The organism is Streptomyces cadmiisoli (assembly GCF_003261055.1).
Lineage (GTDB): Bacteria > Actinomycetota > Actinomycetes > Streptomycetales > Streptomycetaceae > Streptomyces > Streptomyces cadmiisoli.
Map to the genome: position 1 here is coordinate 7,331,056 of NZ_CP030073.1, position 16,342 is coordinate 7,347,397.

At 56.2% G+C, this 16,342-nt stretch carries 12 protein-coding genes; 5 read left to right on the plus strand and 7 right to left on the minus strand.

The annotated features are described in order from the left end of the window. The first annotated feature begins 16 nt into the window (after positions 1-16). The 5 genes from DN051_RS32310 to DN051_RS32340 all read left to right on the plus strand — a co-directional run bounded on the left by DN051_RS32310 (position 17) and on the right by DN051_RS32340 (position 5,287). Complete coding sequence (locus tag DN051_RS32310; RefSeq protein WP_162624996.1) at positions 17-274, plus strand: hypothetical protein; 258 nt, start codon at positions 17-19, stop codon at positions 272-274. A 669-nt stretch (positions 275-943) separates the two neighbouring features. After that, on the plus strand, positions 944-1,120 hold the full coding sequence (locus tag DN051_RS45175; protein ID WP_162624997.1) for a hypothetical protein: 177 nt from the start codon (positions 944-946) through the stop codon (positions 1,118-1,120). A 1,709-nt stretch (positions 1,121-2,829) separates the two neighbouring features. Further along, positions 2,830-3,648, plus strand: coding sequence for a hypothetical protein (locus DN051_RS32320; RefSeq protein WP_162624998.1), 819 nt, complete (start codon positions 2,830-2,832; stop codon positions 3,646-3,648). Positions 3,649-3,767: 119 nt separating this feature from the next. After that, complete coding sequence (locus DN051_RS32325; protein ID WP_112440204.1) at positions 3,768-4,202, plus strand: histone-like nucleoid-structuring protein Lsr2; 435 nt, start codon at positions 3,768-3,770, stop codon at positions 4,200-4,202. Positions 4,203-5,032: 830 nt separating this feature from the next. Further along, positions 5,033-5,287 carry a hypothetical protein gene (locus tag DN051_RS32340; protein WP_112440211.1) on the plus strand — a complete coding sequence of 85 codons (255 nt, stop codon included), beginning with the start codon at positions 5,033-5,035 and terminating at the stop codon, positions 5,285-5,287. Between the two features lie 1,080 nt (positions 5,288-6,367). Here the strand turns inward: DN051_RS32340 and DN051_RS47570 are convergent. The 7 genes from DN051_RS47570 to DN051_RS45200 all read right to left on the minus strand — a co-directional run bounded on the left by DN051_RS47570 (position 6,368) and on the right by DN051_RS45200 (position 16,327). Next, a complete protein-coding gene (locus tag DN051_RS47570; RefSeq protein WP_112440213.1) occupies positions 6,368-7,135 on the minus strand; it encodes a CHAP domain-containing protein in 768 nt (255 codons plus the stop codon). A gap of 446 nt (positions 7,136-7,581) precedes the next feature. Then, on the minus strand, positions 7,582-10,290 hold the full coding sequence (locus tag DN051_RS45180; RefSeq protein WP_162625000.1) for a LamG domain-containing protein: 2,709 nt from the start codon (positions 10,288-10,290) through the stop codon (positions 7,582-7,584). A 446-nt stretch (positions 10,291-10,736) separates the two neighbouring features. Then, positions 10,737-13,820 carry a phage tail tape measure protein gene (locus DN051_RS32350; RefSeq protein WP_162625001.1) on the minus strand — a complete coding sequence of 1,028 codons (3,084 nt, stop codon included), beginning with the start codon at positions 13,818-13,820 and terminating at the stop codon, positions 10,737-10,739. A gap of 131 nt (positions 13,821-13,951) precedes the next feature. Then, positions 13,952-14,257, minus strand: coding sequence for a hypothetical protein (locus DN051_RS45185; RefSeq protein ID WP_162625002.1), 306 nt, complete (start codon positions 14,255-14,257; stop codon positions 13,952-13,954). Between the two features lie 20 nt (positions 14,258-14,277). Further along, complete coding sequence (locus DN051_RS45190; RefSeq protein ID WP_162625003.1) at positions 14,278-14,589, minus strand: hypothetical protein; 312 nt, start codon at positions 14,587-14,589, stop codon at positions 14,278-14,280. 158 nt (positions 14,590-14,747) lie between these two features. Next, positions 14,748-15,731, minus strand: a complete 984-nt coding sequence (locus DN051_RS45195; protein ID WP_162625004.1) for a phage tail tube protein — start codon at positions 15,729-15,731, stop codon at positions 14,748-14,750. 209 nt (positions 15,732-15,940) lie between these two features. Continuing rightward, positions 15,941-16,327, minus strand: a complete 387-nt coding sequence (locus DN051_RS45200) for a hypothetical protein (RefSeq protein ID WP_162625005.1) — start codon at positions 16,325-16,327, stop codon at positions 15,941-15,943. Positions 16,328-16,342: the final 15 nt, after the last annotated feature.

Here is a 16,342-nt window from a genome sequence, read left to right on the forward strand (position 1 = left end):
ACCCTAAGGGGTTACGATGTCGGTAAACCTCACTAAAGGCGTAATGGACTACACCTTCAACATGGGTAGCTTCGGCCAGTGGCGGAAGGTGGACGTGTCCACCCTTGCGGATGGCACGGTTGTAACCACTTCCTACCCCAACCCCCCTTACCGGGATGTCCTGGGTGTGGTGAGGGTTAACCGGTTCCCGGGCCTCCACGCTGACACCGTGGCGGAAATCATCCGCAGCGTGGATGCGGAATACATCACTGAAGAGGTTATGTGGATGGACTAGCCTTTAGAGGCTAGCGGGGGCCCCTCCGGGGGCCCCTTTCGCATGTGTGGGTACGGCGCGGCCGGAGGCCGGTACTGTGGCCGGAGGCGGGCCCCCAGGGGCCCCTAGAGGGCAGGGAGGACGTAGGGCATGGAACGGGACCAGGAAGCCCCCGGAGGGGCCGTGAGAGAGCTAGAGGTGAACGGGGTCACCTATCAGGTTCTAGCCCTGGAGAACGGCACGTGTGCCGTTCAGGGCGGGGATTGGGCGGTTAGCGGCTGCCCTAACGAACTAGCCGCTATGGGGGCGATTATTGACCGGGTGGAAAGCCTCCAAAACTCTTAGAGGTTAGTGCCGGTTAGGGCTATGCACACCCGTGCGGGGTGTGCTTTAATAGTCCTAACGCCGAACGCGGCGCTATAACTCAAGAGGGGAACGGCGACAATGCCGCACTTTATTGCCAAGACTGGTCAGCGTGTAGAGATGATCATCATGGATAGTGAAGTCGAGATTATCGTTTACGCTGCAAGCGGGGATGTCATCTCCACAACTCGGGCTAACCGGATTGATGCTGCGGAACTGATGATTGGCCTTTCGGAGGTTCGGGAGGCCTAGTCGCTAAACGGAAGGGGGCCCCGTAAGGGGCCCCTAACCGGCCCCCTCTTAACTAACCCTACGGAGGTAGGAAGCATGGCTAACGCCATTGGTAACCGCGACAACGACGATATCTGTTACCGCCTGGAAGTGACCGGAGGAAGCCTCTGGGAGATTCTGGAAGTCCTGAGCCGCGCGAACCTCACGGAGGACCAGGCTAAGGCCTATCAGGAGTTGCAGGATGCGGTTTCATCCGCGCGCGTTGTGCGCTAACCACTAAAGGAGGGGCCCCCGTAAGGGGCCCTAACCCTTTACCCCCTAATGCCCGATTTATGATGATTTATCATGACATTGACGGATTTATCAACCTAAGGCTGACAGTAGGTGATATAGGAGACTTGCCTAATCACCTAAAGTTACCAAGGTTAGGGGTTGCATTAGTGGGTTAGGAGTGCAATAATTATCTCAAGAGGGCAGGAACAAACCCCAGCGGAAGGCTAAGACGATGGCTCAGCTTAAGACTCGCAAGGAAGCGAACGGGACCTACTCTTGGAAGGTTATTGGGGACGACGGTTACGGCGCTAAGGGCCCGTGGGAGCGGACGGAGGCCCGGACCCCGTGGGGTGCGCGAGTGCAGGGGGCGCCTTACCTCAAGCTTGAGCTTGACGCCGAAGAGTTGACGCGGGAGTGGGAGGCTAACCCTAAGCCTCACACCCACACCGGCCGGAATGCCGACTATGCTAGCGAGTGCGAGAGCTGCAACAAGTAACCCAGAGGGGCCCCGAAGGGGGCCCCTTTCCTTTTGCCTCTAATCGGACATGTCGCCAATGTTAGCTTTATGGCGATATATACCCTAGCGCGACTTTTAAGATGATAAATCGGACATTAGCAGGTTAGGCCTAACGGCTAACCTCGGAGTGATTACGGCGTAATCACTAACCCCGCGCACGGGGTTGCACACCCCTAGCGTGTGTGCTTTAATAGGCACATCGCAGGGAACGGGTTAGCGGAGGGCAGAAATCATGGGTTACCGAATCAAGTACAACCGGACTACCAACCACATTGACGGGATGGGGGTGAACGCGTGCCCCACCCTTAACCTGCCTAACCTTGCCACCTCCGGTAAGGACATTGAAAACCTGGGTGAGGCCCTTTTGATCGCTCGCACCCTGGGCGGCCGGAAGGTTTGCCGGAAGTGCGAGAGTGCCGCTGTGGCGGCCCTGGAAGCCTCCGGGCGGCCCGTGCGCGTACCGGTGGCCCCGGAGGGCCCCAAGGCCCCTACAGGGGCCCAGAACGTCACCCCCATGCGTGGGGGCAAGACACACAAGCCTGGACTTGAATTCAGGGGTGAGCCTTTCCCTAAGTGCCGTACCGGAGGGCAGACCAACTCCGGTACCCGTTACCGGAAGACTTCCGGCCCCGTTGACTGCGCAACATGCCTGTCTTACGACACACCCCTTAAGGAGACTGGCCCCGTTCCCCCTAACTTTATTGAACTTGCCCGTTCCGGTAACACTCGACAGGCCCGCGCTTACTGGCAGCGCCGTGTCGATAACTGGGGAAAGAACTAACCCCTAAGGGGGTTGTGGTTAACGCCCTAACCGACTAATGTTCTCTGTGTCGGGCCGGTTAGGGCGGCCCCCAGGGAAAGGTAAAGCTAATGTGGGATTACGAGGAAACCCCCCGCTACGACAACGACGATAACGTGGAGCACTGGCAGCGGCTTGCGGACACTGCCCGCAATGCGGATGATGCGGAGTCTTACGCGTGGATGGCGGCCCGCGCCCAGTGGCTCCGCACTTACGGAAGCTTCTAAGCGGTAAGACGGTTAGGGCCCCTCCGGGGGCCCTAACCTGAGGCTTGCACACACCCTTAGGGGTGTGCTTGAATACCCCCATCGGTAAAGGGAAGGGGCGGAAGTGTACGGGAGTGAAAGTCCCGAAACACGGGCCGTTATGCAGGCCCTCCTTACGGAAACCGGCATGTGGACGAAAGCCGGTGAAAGCTTCCCGCTTTACTCCGTGGAGGAGTACGCGGATGCCGCTAAAAGATGGTTGGGTGATAACACCGAACTATCCGGGCGGGAGATTGAGCGGGCCGATTACAGTGTGGCCCTGAACTACTTCCGGGAAGTCATGGAATGGCAACCGCCTAAGGGGGTTGCAAACGGCGGGGAAACCCCGCTAAAGTCGGAGACACCGGGGAACACCCCGGGCCCCAGCGGAAAGGGATCCAACGTGACTGACTCAAAGCTTTTCAGCACTGCTAACCGCACGGCAATCCACCACAAGGACAATGCGGAAAAGTGCAATACAGCTAAGCGGGCCGCCGCGCGGGAGTTCAGCGGTTTCCCCACGCTCACGCTGGAAGAGGCGCAGGACATCAAGCCGTGCGCTAACTGTGTGACGGAGGTTGAGGCGGAAATGATCCTGATGGAAGAGGCCCAGAAGGGGGCTCAGGAGGCCCCGGAGGGCACGACCCCGGACCCTGAGGCCCAGGAGGGCCAGGAGGACGCCACGGAGGCTCAGGAGGCCCCGGACGGGCCCGACGGGGGGCACGCGGAGTACGTGGCCAGTATGGAGGCCAACAAGCCGGACCAGGAGGAGGACCAGGAGGACGACGGGGACGACAGGGCCCCGGAGGAAATCGCCTCCGAACAGTTCGGCGTTAGTGACCCCTGGAAGGCCCTGGAGAACTGGGGGCGGGCCGCCCGTAGCGCACGCGCTAACGGGAGTGAAACCGGTTACGAGTACTGGATGGGTAAGGCGGACGCCATTGGGGAAGTGCTGGGGGCGGAATAACCCCGGTTAGGGGGTTGCGCTAACCCCCCCGCCCTAAGGCAGAATCTAAAGCAGGAAAGCGGGGCCCTAACCGGGGCCCCGCCTAACCCCAGCGGAAACAAGGGAAAGAGGAACCTAAAATGGCCCGTCGCATCGTTGAACTGGTCGAGATTACTGACGACGTTACCGGGGAGGTTATCCCGGAGGAGGACGCGGACACCGTTCGTTTCTCCGTGGATGGAATGCTTTTCAAGTTGGAAACCTCCCAGGAATACGCGGACGGTTTCCGTGACATGCTCGCTAAGTACGTCGCACTGGCCCAGGTCGACGACGAGTATGCGATTTCCCCTAAGTCTGCCCAGGGCATTCGCACCCGTACGGCGGCCCCCGCTAAGCGCACGGCGGCCCCCCGCCGGGCCGCCACCGGATCCGGTCACACGCTGGTTATGGTCCGTTCCTGGGCCCAGGGTGAGGGTTATGACCTGGGCGACCGGGGCCGCATCCCGGCAAGCATTCAGGAGGCCTACGCTAAGGCCCACGGGGTGAGCGTGGAGGACTTGACTGCCTCTAAGTAACACCCCCTGAAACGACGAAAGGGCCCCCGCCGTTAGGCGGGGGCTTTGTCATGTCTAGGGGTTACATACCTACTTACTTACTCATTAGAGGGGGCATCCGTGTAAAGGGCCTCCAGAACCTTTGCGTCATGCTCGGTTAGGGGCACGGTGCGGATGTCCACGTTAAGGCCCAGGAGGGCCGCTACAACGCCCAGGAGGGCACCGGTGGGGAGGTTATCCACGTACACGGCTACGAGGGGCAGGAGGGCCGCTAGAGCGGCGTACAGGCGGGTACGGTTACGATCAAGGAAAGACATTAGAGGGGTTGTCTCCTAACTGTTGTGTGTGGTTAAATCTGTTGACCGCCCGACACTGGGGCGGTTACCCAGCGGAAAGGGAATAGAGGCAATGGGACACGCGGTGATCGTTAGCAACTGCGCTAACTGCGGTAACCCCGTAACTTTCATGGCGGAGAATGCGTCCAGGATTATGGCCATGCCTATCCTGCCGGAAACCGGCCTGCCGGTTGATGTGCAGATCATTAAGGGTGAGGACGGTAACCCCGTTGCGGCCCCCCGCGAGTACACGGAGGAGGAGTTGCAGCGAGCCCGGAAGAATAAGAAGCCTATGTGCCTGGACTGCGCTAACCGCTCTGTGCAGAACATGAGGGCGCGCGGTTTTGAGGCTCCCCAGGTCGACGCTAGCGCGTACGACATTCCGGCCTAACGGCTAATCCCTAACCAACTAACCCAGCGCTTCGCGCTGGGTTAGTTGCACACCCTCTAAGGGTGTGCTTTAATTAGAGCAACGGCAGGGGATAGGGCCCCCGCCCAGCGGGAAGAGGTTAGGGAATGCCTAGAGCGGCTTTCGGAATCCAGGTTACCGACTTCAACGACGACAACACCGAGGGTGAAACCCGGTGGCTTACCGGTCGCGGTGACTTCAAGACTCTGGAAGCCGCTAAGAAGGAGGTTAGCCGGATGTACGCCGAGTTTTACGCCTCCGATTTTGGTGTCTGGTCCGCGCACGTTGGCTACGTCCGGGTGACCATTGTTAAGGGCAAGCGGGAAACGGGCTGTTACAGCATGATTGTTGACCTGGGTTAGAGGGTTAGGGGCCCCCGCAAGGGGGCCTAACCCCACCCCGGGGTGATTACGCCGTAATCACTAACCGGGGTTGCACACCCGGGCGGGGTGTGCTTTAATTTTCTCGTCAGGGAGAGACGACGAAGGGGCCGGAAATGAGCTACCAGCGGACGCACCGTTACTGCAAGGGAACAGGTGAGGTTCCCCGCGCTTCAGGCCTTCCCGGCTTTTGCTTCGCATGCAACGGCACTGGAAAGCTTACGGTATACACGGCGGAAGAAAAGGCGATGCAGAAAGCTAAGCGCGACCGCTGGGAATCTGCCCGCACGCTAGTTACCGCCCACGCCCGTAAGGTGTCCGCCCCTAACGGTGTCTCCGCCCTAACATTCCGGCTGGATGTTGTGGCCGGATTCGATGCCCTGGGGGAGCGTGAGCCTGAAAGAATGGAGCGGCTTTACGCGTCACTGGATGCCGGGCGGCTAAACGATGTTGTGCGCGCTCTCTACGCCTACCGCAATAACGCCAGTGAGGGGGAGCACTGCACCGGATGCAACAAAGATAATTTGCCCAAGGGGATGATGTGCGACAGGGAGGCCGCTACAAAGGGCCTATGCCTGAGATGCTGCCCGCATAACCATGGATGACGATTAGGGGCCCCTCCGGGGGCCCTTTCCTCGTTTCCGGGGTGATTACGGCGTAATCACTAACCGGGGTTGCACACCCGTTAGGGGTGTGCTTTAATTCTCTTGTTGGCCCGGTAAGGGGCCGGGCCCCGGTAGGGGAGTTTGAAAAGTGGATAGAGCGGAAATCATCGCATTTCTCCGGGGTTACGCACTGGCCCTCTGGGGCCAGGGGTGGGACGTCATTTGGGAAGCTTTCACGGATGACGAACTGTGGGAGGTAGTCAAGGAGGCCCCCGCTATCGCAGAGGCCGGTGCTAAAGCGGAGGCGGAAGCCTGGAAGGCTATGACCGGCCAAAATGGTTACGCCCCCGCTGGGCGTGACGAAATCGGACAAGTTGCGGTGAAGATCGTTCAGGAACGGGTTATCAATATGCGACCCTAAAAGGAAAGGGCCCCCGAAAGGGGGCCCTTTCTCGTTTTAACCCTTATACCCCTTGAAGGTTGCAGCCCACTGTGCCGGGCCACAAACAGTGTCCGCCTTACCGTTGGACTGGAATTGCGGATACTTCACCTGATAGGCCTTAACCGCATTCCCCGTACTCTTGCCGTAGTAAGGGCCAGGCTTACTACCGGCATAAAACCGCTTGAAGCCTAGAGCGATTAGCCGCTTATCCAGGAGGGTGACATACGGGGAAGACTTCCCCGGGTACAGCTTATCCAATCCGGGGAAAGCCGGAGGGCGGGCAATCGGAGGACGAACAATCGCCTTAGGGTAAGCCGGATATCCGTAGCCCAGAACAGAGGGCACCTTACGGGCCCTAGTGCGCTGATAGGCGCCATCCCCGTTGGACTGCGAACCTGCATTACTCGCAGACGTATTCCCCTCGTACGTCGTAATGGTGGAATCCGTGTACGACTTGACGATTCCAACATGGTCGGCCAAACCGTCCCCGTCCCAATCGTAGAAAACGATCGCACCAATACGGGGGGTTAGCCCCCACTGGTTACGGGCCTTAAACCAATTAACGTGCGCAGGGCAATAAGCAAACTTACCGATAGCGTTAGCGTTACCGGACTTACTACCGCAGTACGAAATGAACATGTCGCACCAGGGATTATAGTTCAGGCCATACCAGCGACCAAATATGGTGTCGTTATTACGGCCCTCCTTATATCCCTTATCAACCCAGCTTTTACACTCGGCTAGCATCTTGTTAACGGACACGCCTACTCCTTTCTTAGACATGGGTGAGGCCCCACCCGGAAGGGGTGGGGCCGTTGAAGCGCTACAAGGGCCCTAGGAGGCCCTGGAATCCTTGCGGAGCGTCTATGTACCGGCCCGCAGCTCCGGGGCGCGCACAGAGCCACCGGGGCCCCGTAGGGCCCCCATCACTTCCGCATGCTGTGTAGTGACCAGACTCGACAGATCAGCGATAGCCCGTTCTCCAGTGACCAGGGATCGCAGCATGCCGTTTTCTGCCTCCAGCCGTTCCACACGTGCGGTTAGATCCCGCACAGTGGCCTCTAGCCGATCGGCCCTAGTCTTTTCCGCCTCCGCATTTTCCTTCCAGAGGCGTGCGGATTCCGAATCTGTTTCAGACCTAAGTCTGACAAATGCAGAACCTATACCGACTAGGGCACCACAAACACCCAACGCTAGGCCCGCATAATCCATAACTCATCTCTCCCTCATTAACCCCTAACCGGCTTAACCCAGTCATGGTTAACCGGAGTACCAACATTGAAAACTGACACAGTTGTATTCCATTCGCACGTGCCCCCGGACACGCTTACCTGATGCTGGATTTTCTCCACCTGTAGGTAAACCGTTTTCCACGGGGCATAGTCGGGGAGATTGCTTAGGGTCGCAATTCCCAATAGGTCCAGGCGGAGAATCTTCGCAGCAACATTCCAGTTAGCCGCAAGATTCCACGTAATGTCACTTAGCTGAACCCTAGGCCGGTGATAACCGTCCTCATTGCCCAGCAATTCATCAACCTGAGTTTCGACGTTAACGGGGTTAGACAACCTACTCTCAAACGTGTACGGCCTACGGCCGAACCTCGTAATAGATTCGGTGTCAATATTCGTGTAAACGTTACCCGTGTTTACGTGCGTACCCTCCACATAGTTGTAAATCCTTGAAATCTCAGTTTCATAGGACCAACCAGGTTCGGGGCCCTCACCCTGGGAGAAATCCAGAACGGCACTATTGCCAACCTTAGGAGTAGCATTCAAAAGGGCTGCAACAGTCGTGCGGTTATACCATGTAATCCGCCCGTCACGGTTAGCGTACATAAAGCCGCGTAGGTCCCTGGCAACGTCCTGGAGGACGCTTAGGGCAGACACATTGCTGAATGCTGCGGGAAGAATATTGAAGCCGGTAACACCCCCGTCGCCATCATAGTTGGCGTAACGGGAAGGGTTAACACAGCGGGCAATATAACCAATCACAGCGCCACCCGTCTTTGACGGGGACTTTTCCCAAGCTTTCGCATTCCACCTATCGGTAACACTTAGCGTGTTACTCGCAGACAGGGACACGTGCGAAAGGAAGCCAACGAATTGCCAACGCGCTAGCGCTAGATCCGTGGCATGCGAACCGCCAACGTAATGGTTATTTGGAACGGCGACACTACCCGCAGGGGTAGTGCTAGAACCAACTAAAGTGCCATCAATGTAGACGCTAATAGACCTGCCCCCTGTAGTGGGATCAGCCTTAGCGGCACCGTTAATGACAACAAAGTGAGGGTTACCGTCGTACAGGGAGCCTCTGGGCCGGTTGACTAGAAAGCCGCTAGAGATAGCGCCCCAGCGGGTGAAAATGTAGTCACCGTTAGCGTCACCAAAACACGACACCAAATGGGTACTTGCCCCATCGGATAGTCGGGAGGCAGCGAACACCCCATAGTGTGAACCGTTAGGGGGCCTGTCAGCGGCCGGAACCTTAAACCAGAAAGACAACTGAAAGCCGGTATCCGGCAGTAGCCTTAGACTCTTCCAGGAAGGATCTGTAACCACTTCCGGTTCCCCGGAGGCCTTAAACCAGGATCCTGCGGCAGGATCGGCATTAGCGCTGAACTGTACGCATGTGCCGTCCGCTTCGCCGCCAACAAAACCGGCTACACCAAACGTAATGGTGCCTTCCCCATCCGTGGATTCCAGGATGTCACCGCCACCTAGGGTGGAGTTACGGCCGTCAAGGGCCTTACTGCTTCCTGCCGGATCATCGAACGGCATATAGGTGACTAGGTTCTCGTCAACCAAATAGCCTGCCTTGACAGGGTTAGGGAATGTGGTATCGGAGAAAATGCGGAAATCATCCGAGGCGGATAGTTCCATTTCCTGATTACCGTAGGGGGAATAGTTGGACGATGACCACTTTTCCGCATACCCGTTAAACACCGGTTCCGCACCATCACCGTAGGCATAATCCACGGGGTTAGTGTCAGTGGAAATGTCTTGGATCTGCATTCCCATTAGCTCAAACGCGTAATCCGCTGCCACGTTCTGTGAAAGAACAGTGTCACCAAAATGCATGCTGATACGGAGATCACCGTTAATGCAGTCTGCGGGAACGATAAACGTTTGATCAAACCGGAACCAGGTTCCGGTAAGGGTGTGGGTAAAGTTTGAGCTAGCCCACAATTGATCGTTATTGCCTCGGTCGAATAGGTCCAGCCGGAAGTGTCCAGCCGGAGGCGTGCCAATAGCAGACCTAGCCCAAAACCGTACCCGGTAAATGTGGCCCGAATACACGGGGGCCTGAGTGTAGACACCAACACTGCCAACCTGAATGCCGGTAACCGTGTTCGCTATAGCCTTGTTCAGTTTGAAGCGGAACGCTGTAGTGCCTGTATCGGCCGCAGGAGGGCTAGCCGCAGTCTCATAGGAATGAGTCCACCACTGTTCCCCTCCGGGCCCCTGGACCTTGTGGACGCGGTTGTTGGGGGCGTGAGCCTCTTCCCCGATGACGGGGGAGGCAATCCAGCGGGGGAGAATGTTCCCGCCCATGAGGGAATGAACCTTTACCCGCCGGTTGGGCCTAACCATGCTCGTGTAGCCGCTATCAAAACCCGTACCGAAAATCACGTAAGGGTCATCATTGTTGAACTGGCAGGATTCGATAAGAAAGTTGGTAGCCGTATTAGGGGTGCGATTAACGATACGAACCCTAGCGAAATACGCGTTAGCGGGAACCTCACACGTGACAGTAAGACTCGTGTTCGTCGTGTCACTGCTAATGGTCGTATTCCGGTACCCACCGGGGGACCGGATAAGAGTCTGACTAGCCGTATAAAAGTCCAGGTCCGCGCGGACGTTAACCGTCGCATCCGCAGCAGAAAACTTACGGAAAACGTAGGTGGACACCATGCGCGTGTTAGGGACAACGGCAGTCATGGGCATGAGAATGAGGCTTTGACCGCTGCCTACGGTTCCCGGAACCGTAACCTTAAGCGTGCTCTTGCCCGTAGCGGGCAGAGTGAAAAGGGAAAGGGTAACACCGTTAGCGGCACCGAAAGGGGCCGTAGCGGAGGGCGTGGCAACGTTAGCCGGATACAGTTCAAACCCTGCCGAGTTAACGCGGCTAGGGGTAAAGCGTCCGTCGCTGTTATCCAGCGACATTGAAAGCGTGCCAGTCTCAAACTGGTCTAGCTCAAAAGAACGACCCCTAGACGTATTGAAGGCCTTAACCCAGGGGGTCACATCGGAAAAGTTTGGGGTATCGCTAATCTCCGATTGGAAAGCAACCGCAGCGTTAAAGGAAAGTCTCACACTATTTGCCATAACATTTAGGGGCGGGCCGCCCCTGGGATAGATACTTACTTACATACCTACCCCAGAGGCTATAGCCCGTTCCTGCCTCCATTCCTCTTACCGATACGGATAATCTCGTCACGAACATTTCCAGCGATAACCTTTGCTAGGTCACGTTCCGTCGTGACATGCCCGGCAACGTGAACGTTGATAACACTCGGCCGGATAGCCTCCTTACGGGTTACGTAAGCGGCATCCGAACCAGTCTGGTTAGCAACCTGGGTAGCGTGCTGAAAGTTTTTCACCTCAGTCGCCATATCCCTAGCGGCCTTCCAGGCCCGTTCCGCAATAGCGTTACCCAGCTTTTCCGCTATCTTTTCAACGTCAACAATACGGCGCTCTAGCTGACGGGTAAGACCGTCCGCAGTCCAGTTAGCTATTTGAGCCATAACTCGACTAGGGGACTTGATACCAAGAGCCTTTTTAATAGCGCCAACCATAGACTTAGCAATGTCTAGCATCACCTTTTCAATGGTTCGCTTCTTTTTCTTCAGGCCCTTGATTAGGCCCTCCGCAGCAGCTATGCCGGAATCGTACATAGCCTTAGACGCGGTTGAACCTGCCTTAGTGGCAGCGCTAGCTAGGGCCTTTTGCTGATCATTGATAGCCGCCACCTGGGCGGGAGTAGAAGACGCTAGGGCCGCCGCAGCTTCCGCACCACCCTCTACGCCCTGTTGCGCAATCTGATCAATGAGGGCAGACGAAATACCCTTAGCCTTAAGCTTCGCTAGATTCTCGGCAAAGATTCGGGCCTTAACCGCAGCATCCTTAAGCTTTTGCAGAATGCTTCCAGCGGAAACGACCGACCCATCATCGTTGGACAGGAAACCAGACGAGCCAATGATGTTGTCTCGAATACTGGCAGCGTAATCCTTTTTCGATGACCGAAGGTCCTTTAGCTTTTCCTCCGCCTTTTTAATCTGACCCATAATCTTGTCACGCTGCTTAGCGAAACTCAAAAGCCGCTTGTTATCCTTAGCGACTAGGTCACTCAACTTTCGTAGAGCAGTCTTAGTCTTGCCCGTACTGCCCTTAATGGCCTTAGCGATAGATTCCGATAGCTTCTTAGCGGTCGACGCAACCTTAGCCGCTGTGCCGGTCATACCGACGATTAGACCTTGGCCGACCCACTTACCTAGTTCCTTGGTAACCTTTGAAGGTGACGCAATGCCTAGGACATCCTTAATCTTGTTAGGGATGTGCTGGGTTACGAAATTCTTCACGGCCGAAGCAACATAGCCACCCAGGGAGGTAATGCCGTTTACTAGACCGTAAACGATATCCTTACCGATGCTAGCCATTCCGCTAATGAGTGCCTTAGCGGCATTAGTGACACCGGAGAATACGCCCTTAGCGGCGCCAACAATGGCGTCCTTTAGGCCGCCTACAATGTTCTTTAGGCCCTCCCAAATCTTCCGCCAGTCACCCGTAAGGATTCCAGAGAACACCTGGAAGATACCCTCAACGGTACGGAAAAGGCCCTTAATGATTGCCAGTACGGCATCTACCGCGCCCTTAATGATTGACTTTAGGACGCCACCAAAACGCTCCCACATAAACTTAGCGATAGCGGTAACACGCTTAATGATGTCGCCAATAGTTTGCATAGCGGCCCCGAAAGTTCGGGCCACCTGCTGAACAACCGGCTTAATCTTCGGTAGCTGATCCTTAAACCAGGGAAGGAACTGGGTACGCACCACGTTGACTGCGCCACCCAGCGCGCCCTTAACACCGCTCATAGCGTTACGGGCACCGGAGGCTAGAGGGGCAAAAGAGCCTTGACCGCTCTTAGCCTTAGAGAACATGTCCCCGATTTGGCGGGTACTCGACCGCACAGCGGGACCCAAATTAGAGTTAACGTAATTAACGAACCGGGTGATTCCAGGAATCACATAATTGCCGATAGCGTGAACAAAAGTTTCCTCAAGCTTGCGCTTAAACTGGTTCACACGAGTCGTCGCGTTATCCCTAATGGTGTCACCCATTGTTTTAGCGGCACCACCAACGGTGCCCAAAGTACCTACAGCCTTAGAAGGGTCAAGGGCGTAAAGAGCCTCGCCCATATCTTCAGCCTTAGTGCCAAATAGGTCGATAGCGATAGAGTTTCGCTTAACCGGATCCTCAACATTCCGGAGGGCATCCAACGTATCGTCGAAAGCCTTAGCGGATTCCTTACCGCCCTTACCGAAAGCCTTAAACATCTTATCGGCGTCAATGCCTAGCCGGTCATAACCGGCCCGGATACTGTCGGCACCTGCAACCGCACCAATAGAAAATTCCTTAATGGTGTCAGCCACAACGTCCGCATCACGCGCACCGGCCTGGAGGCCCTGGGACAGGATGCCCGTAGCGGTCTTGGCATCAATGCCCATATTCCTAAACTGAGTGGAATACTCATTGATTGTGTCTAGGAAGTCATCCGCCTTGTTGGCTCCAGTCTGGAAACCCCGCGTAATGACATCAAATGCTTCGTCGGCATCCTTAGCTAGACCAGTCCTCATTAGCTGGGCTACAGCATTAGTAACCCCGCCTAGGTCCTGATCAAAAACCTTCGCAACATCCTGGGCCTTAGTCGCTATCTCTTCTAGTTGTTCCTGGGATGCGTCGGGCGGAAGAATCCCCGATTGCATGGTGGACTTAATAGCGTTTGCGGCCTCTTCAAACGTGTCAGAAACCGCATTGGCGTAAAGGTGTCCGGCCGATTCACCGGCCTCCTTAGCGGCCTCCTCCGTAGTGCCCAATTGGGCCTGAAGCTTATCGACTATGCGTTCCTGCTCCATGGCCTCTGTGAGGGCCCCTACGAACAGAGCACCGGCAGCCGCAGCGATACCCGCTAGAACGGCCCCCAAGCCCGCTAGGCGGCCCTGAGTGCCTGTCTCGATAGCAGCTCCGCCCGCTTCGCCAGTCTCAGCACCGGCAGCAGCGAAACGGCCTTGTGCGTCCCGTAGACGTCCAGAAATATCCCGGGTCATTTGCTGGGTGGCTTCACCCGCAGCATCCGCAATATTTCGGGCCGCATCCCCGGCACCTTCACCAACCTGATTAAGGCCGTTAAGCGCATCCGCAACTTCACTAGTAACGGTAACTGATAGATTTTGGTTATTACTCGACACGCTTTAGGCCCTCCCTATAACCTCCTGCCGGTGCCCCTCAAAAGCGTTGAAAACATCCAAGGGCATACGCATTAGTTCCTCGTACGAAATTCGATAGAATCGACAAAAGGACGCATACCCCTTAAGGATGTCTAGCCTTTTGGGTCCTCCTCCGGGGACTCCACCTCAAGTTCCACCGCAGGAATATTGAATGCATCCTCGTAAGCGAACTCCGGGTTTTCCTTACGCTTCAAAAGCCACACAAGGGCGATAAGATGCCCAGGATCCATATCCGTGCTCTTAAGCGGACGCCCCTTAGCGTCCTTAAGGATTTCCCCCGTATCAGGGTCACGCTTAACGCGTGCCGTAAAAGCATCCTGCACACTAACGCCAGTCTTATCCTTGAAAAGGAACATGTCGCCAAGCGTCAGACTCTTAGGATCAAAAACAACCTTCACGATTCCTACTCCGTTTCTGATTAGTCCGGGAATGCTTGTTGCACTGCCCGGGAAAAAGCTTCGTAATACGTTCGCGCCGCATCACGGTTCTCTACCTCGTATTTAGCCTGGAAAAAGAAATAGCCGGAACGACGGTACGACATGAACTGTCCGTAATAGTGGGAACCAAATTCCGCACCCATTGCATACGGCCATTGCGGGCCGCCGTACTTAACCTTGACGTTGCCATACTTGCGTTCCACACGGGCAGACTGCATTGCCTTAGGGGCAACCCCGCCCAACTGATCAGCGCGCCGCTTAGCGCGCTTAATGATCTGCTCGCCGATTTCCATATCAGTGCGAGAAACCAGTGCGGGCAATTCGTCAGTAACTTCCCGTAGGGCCGCCTGAAACTCTTCAAACCCTTGGGGCCTAAAGCCCGTCCCAGTGCGGCCCCAACCGCCACGGGGCCCCGAACCACGTCGGGGCCCTCTAGCCGCACGAGCCATAGTTAGATAGCCGTATCCTGCGACTTGTAAGCGATAGTGATTGCGTCATTCCCGGTAAGGTTAAGAGCCTTGCCGCTAATGGTGATATCCGGAAGCTTACCGGCCTCCGCCTGAGGCGTAGCCTCATCAAACCGCGCATTAGGAATAGTGACGGTAATCGTAGGGAACTTAGTAGGCTGACCATCCAGCGGAACACCCGCCCAGGTAAGAACAAGGTTGCCCATATTGCCAGTGGCGGTAGCCGCTACAACCTTGTTGTAGGCGGTCATACTGTCAAAATCGCCCTTTAGCTCAAACTCGATATCACGGGACTTTTCCTCCCGAGGCTCACGCCTACCGACACCGATAGCCCAACGGTCATCCTTAAGACCGTTGTCACCCTTAATGGTCACATCGCTAACGGCAACAGTCGTACCGTCCAACGTGAACGTGCCACCCAGGTAAGTAAACAGGTGCGAGGCACTGGGATACGTGGGAGTAACCGGAGTACCGACACGAACAGTTTCCTTAGCGAAAACCATATCCACGTTAAGGTTCAGAACACCATCAACCTGGTTCGAGATTTCCCAAGAGGAAACCTTACCGCCAGTGTAAACAAACTGGGAAAGGGCACCGGACGCGTCTACGCGGCCAACCTCAACAGTCGTCGACTTACCGGCTAGGTCCGCAATCGTGCCAGTAAACACGCTGAAACCATCAGGGTCAGCAGTGCCCTTAGCCACATTGCCTAGCATGTGCTTAAGCCAAAACGCAAAACCCTTATCCAAAACTTCTAGCTCTAGGGTGCCATCCGCACCCTTAGGGTTAGGTGCGAAACGGTCCGCGCGCATAACACGCTGACCAGTCTGCATAGCCGCAGACTCGACACGCTCATACTTACCGGAAATGGATTCCTTAGACAGTTCAAAAAACCGTGTAACAGGAACGGCCGTACTGTAGGTCACCTCATCAACGGCACCCACATAAGAATCAAATACGCTAGCCATTAGCCCTCACTCTTCTTAGTAGTCGTTCGGGCCTCCGCCCAATCCCCACGGGTAATAAGGTCTGCGCCAATCGCGTTGGGAACCTCCACGGTTTCGCCCTCCGCTACCGTGAGGCCTAGCGAAGGCACGTCAACGGCCCTGAAAGGGCCTCTATAGGTGACACGCATACGCGGACACCTCCTTTCTCTGTTAGGCCCTCACGCGGGCGTTTAGCGGTTCTCTCGGGCCTTAATCTCGAACGCCCCTTCCCACTGTGCTTCAAAACCCTCCGGAGTAGGCCAGGAAACAAGACGCTCCGGGGCCATGACGGAGCTAATGACAACCCCACCCAATGAGGGTTCACTCTCGACCGCCTTACGGCAATGTTCGGCAACCTCCAGGGCCGCCGTTTCAACGTCCTCCGCTGTAGCGGCCGGAATGTCAACGGTAATCACAAAGTGAACACTGTAGTCAGTTTCAACCTGCCTGTTTGTCTTCCAGGCGGAGGACATCCAATCCACCTTGCCAACCATGACCCATTTCTTTTCAGTCTGCTTAGGAATGGACCAGGTGACATGATAGTTAGCAATCTCCGGAATGGCCTTAATGCGTGCCATTAGGGCACGCTTAAC

What these genes read in the sequence shown, in the direction of transcription:
- DN051_RS32340 (WP_112440211.1), top strand. Translation starts at nt 5,033, where the DNA reads ATGCCTAGAGCGGCTTTCGGAATCCAGGTTACCGACTTCAACGACGAC.
- DN051_RS32325 (WP_112440204.1), top strand. Translation starts at nt 3,768, where the DNA reads ATGGCCCGTCGCATCGTTGAACTGGTCGAGATTACTGACGACGTTACC.
- DN051_RS32320 (WP_162624998.1), top strand. Translation starts at nt 2,830, where the DNA reads ATGTGGACGAAAGCCGGTGAAAGCTTCCCGCTTTACTCCGTGGAGGAG.
- DN051_RS32310 (WP_162624996.1), top strand. Translation starts at nt 17, where the DNA reads ATGTCGGTAAACCTCACTAAAGGCGTAATGGACTACACCTTCAACATG.
- DN051_RS45195 (WP_162625004.1), bottom strand. Translation starts at nt 15,731, where the DNA reads ATGGCTAGCGTATTTGATTCTTATGTGGGTGCCGTTGATGAGGTGACC.
- DN051_RS45180 (WP_162625000.1), bottom strand. Translation starts at nt 10,290, where the DNA reads ATGACTGCCGTTGTCCCTAACACGCGCATGGTGTCCACCTACGTTTTC.
- DN051_RS45200 (WP_162625005.1), bottom strand. Translation starts at nt 16,327, where the DNA reads ATGGCACGCATTAAGGCCATTCCGGAGATTGCTAACTATCATGTCACC.
- DN051_RS45190 (WP_162625003.1), bottom strand. Translation starts at nt 14,589, where the DNA reads ATGGAAATCGGCGAGCAGATCATTAAGCGCGCTAAGCGGCGCGCTGAT.
- DN051_RS47570 (WP_112440213.1), bottom strand. Translation starts at nt 7,135, where the DNA reads ATGTCTAAGAAAGGAGTAGGCGTGTCCGTTAACAAGATGCTAGCCGAG.
- DN051_RS45175 (WP_162624997.1), top strand. Translation starts at nt 944, where the DNA reads ATGGCTAACGCCATTGGTAACCGCGACAACGACGATATCTGTTACCGC.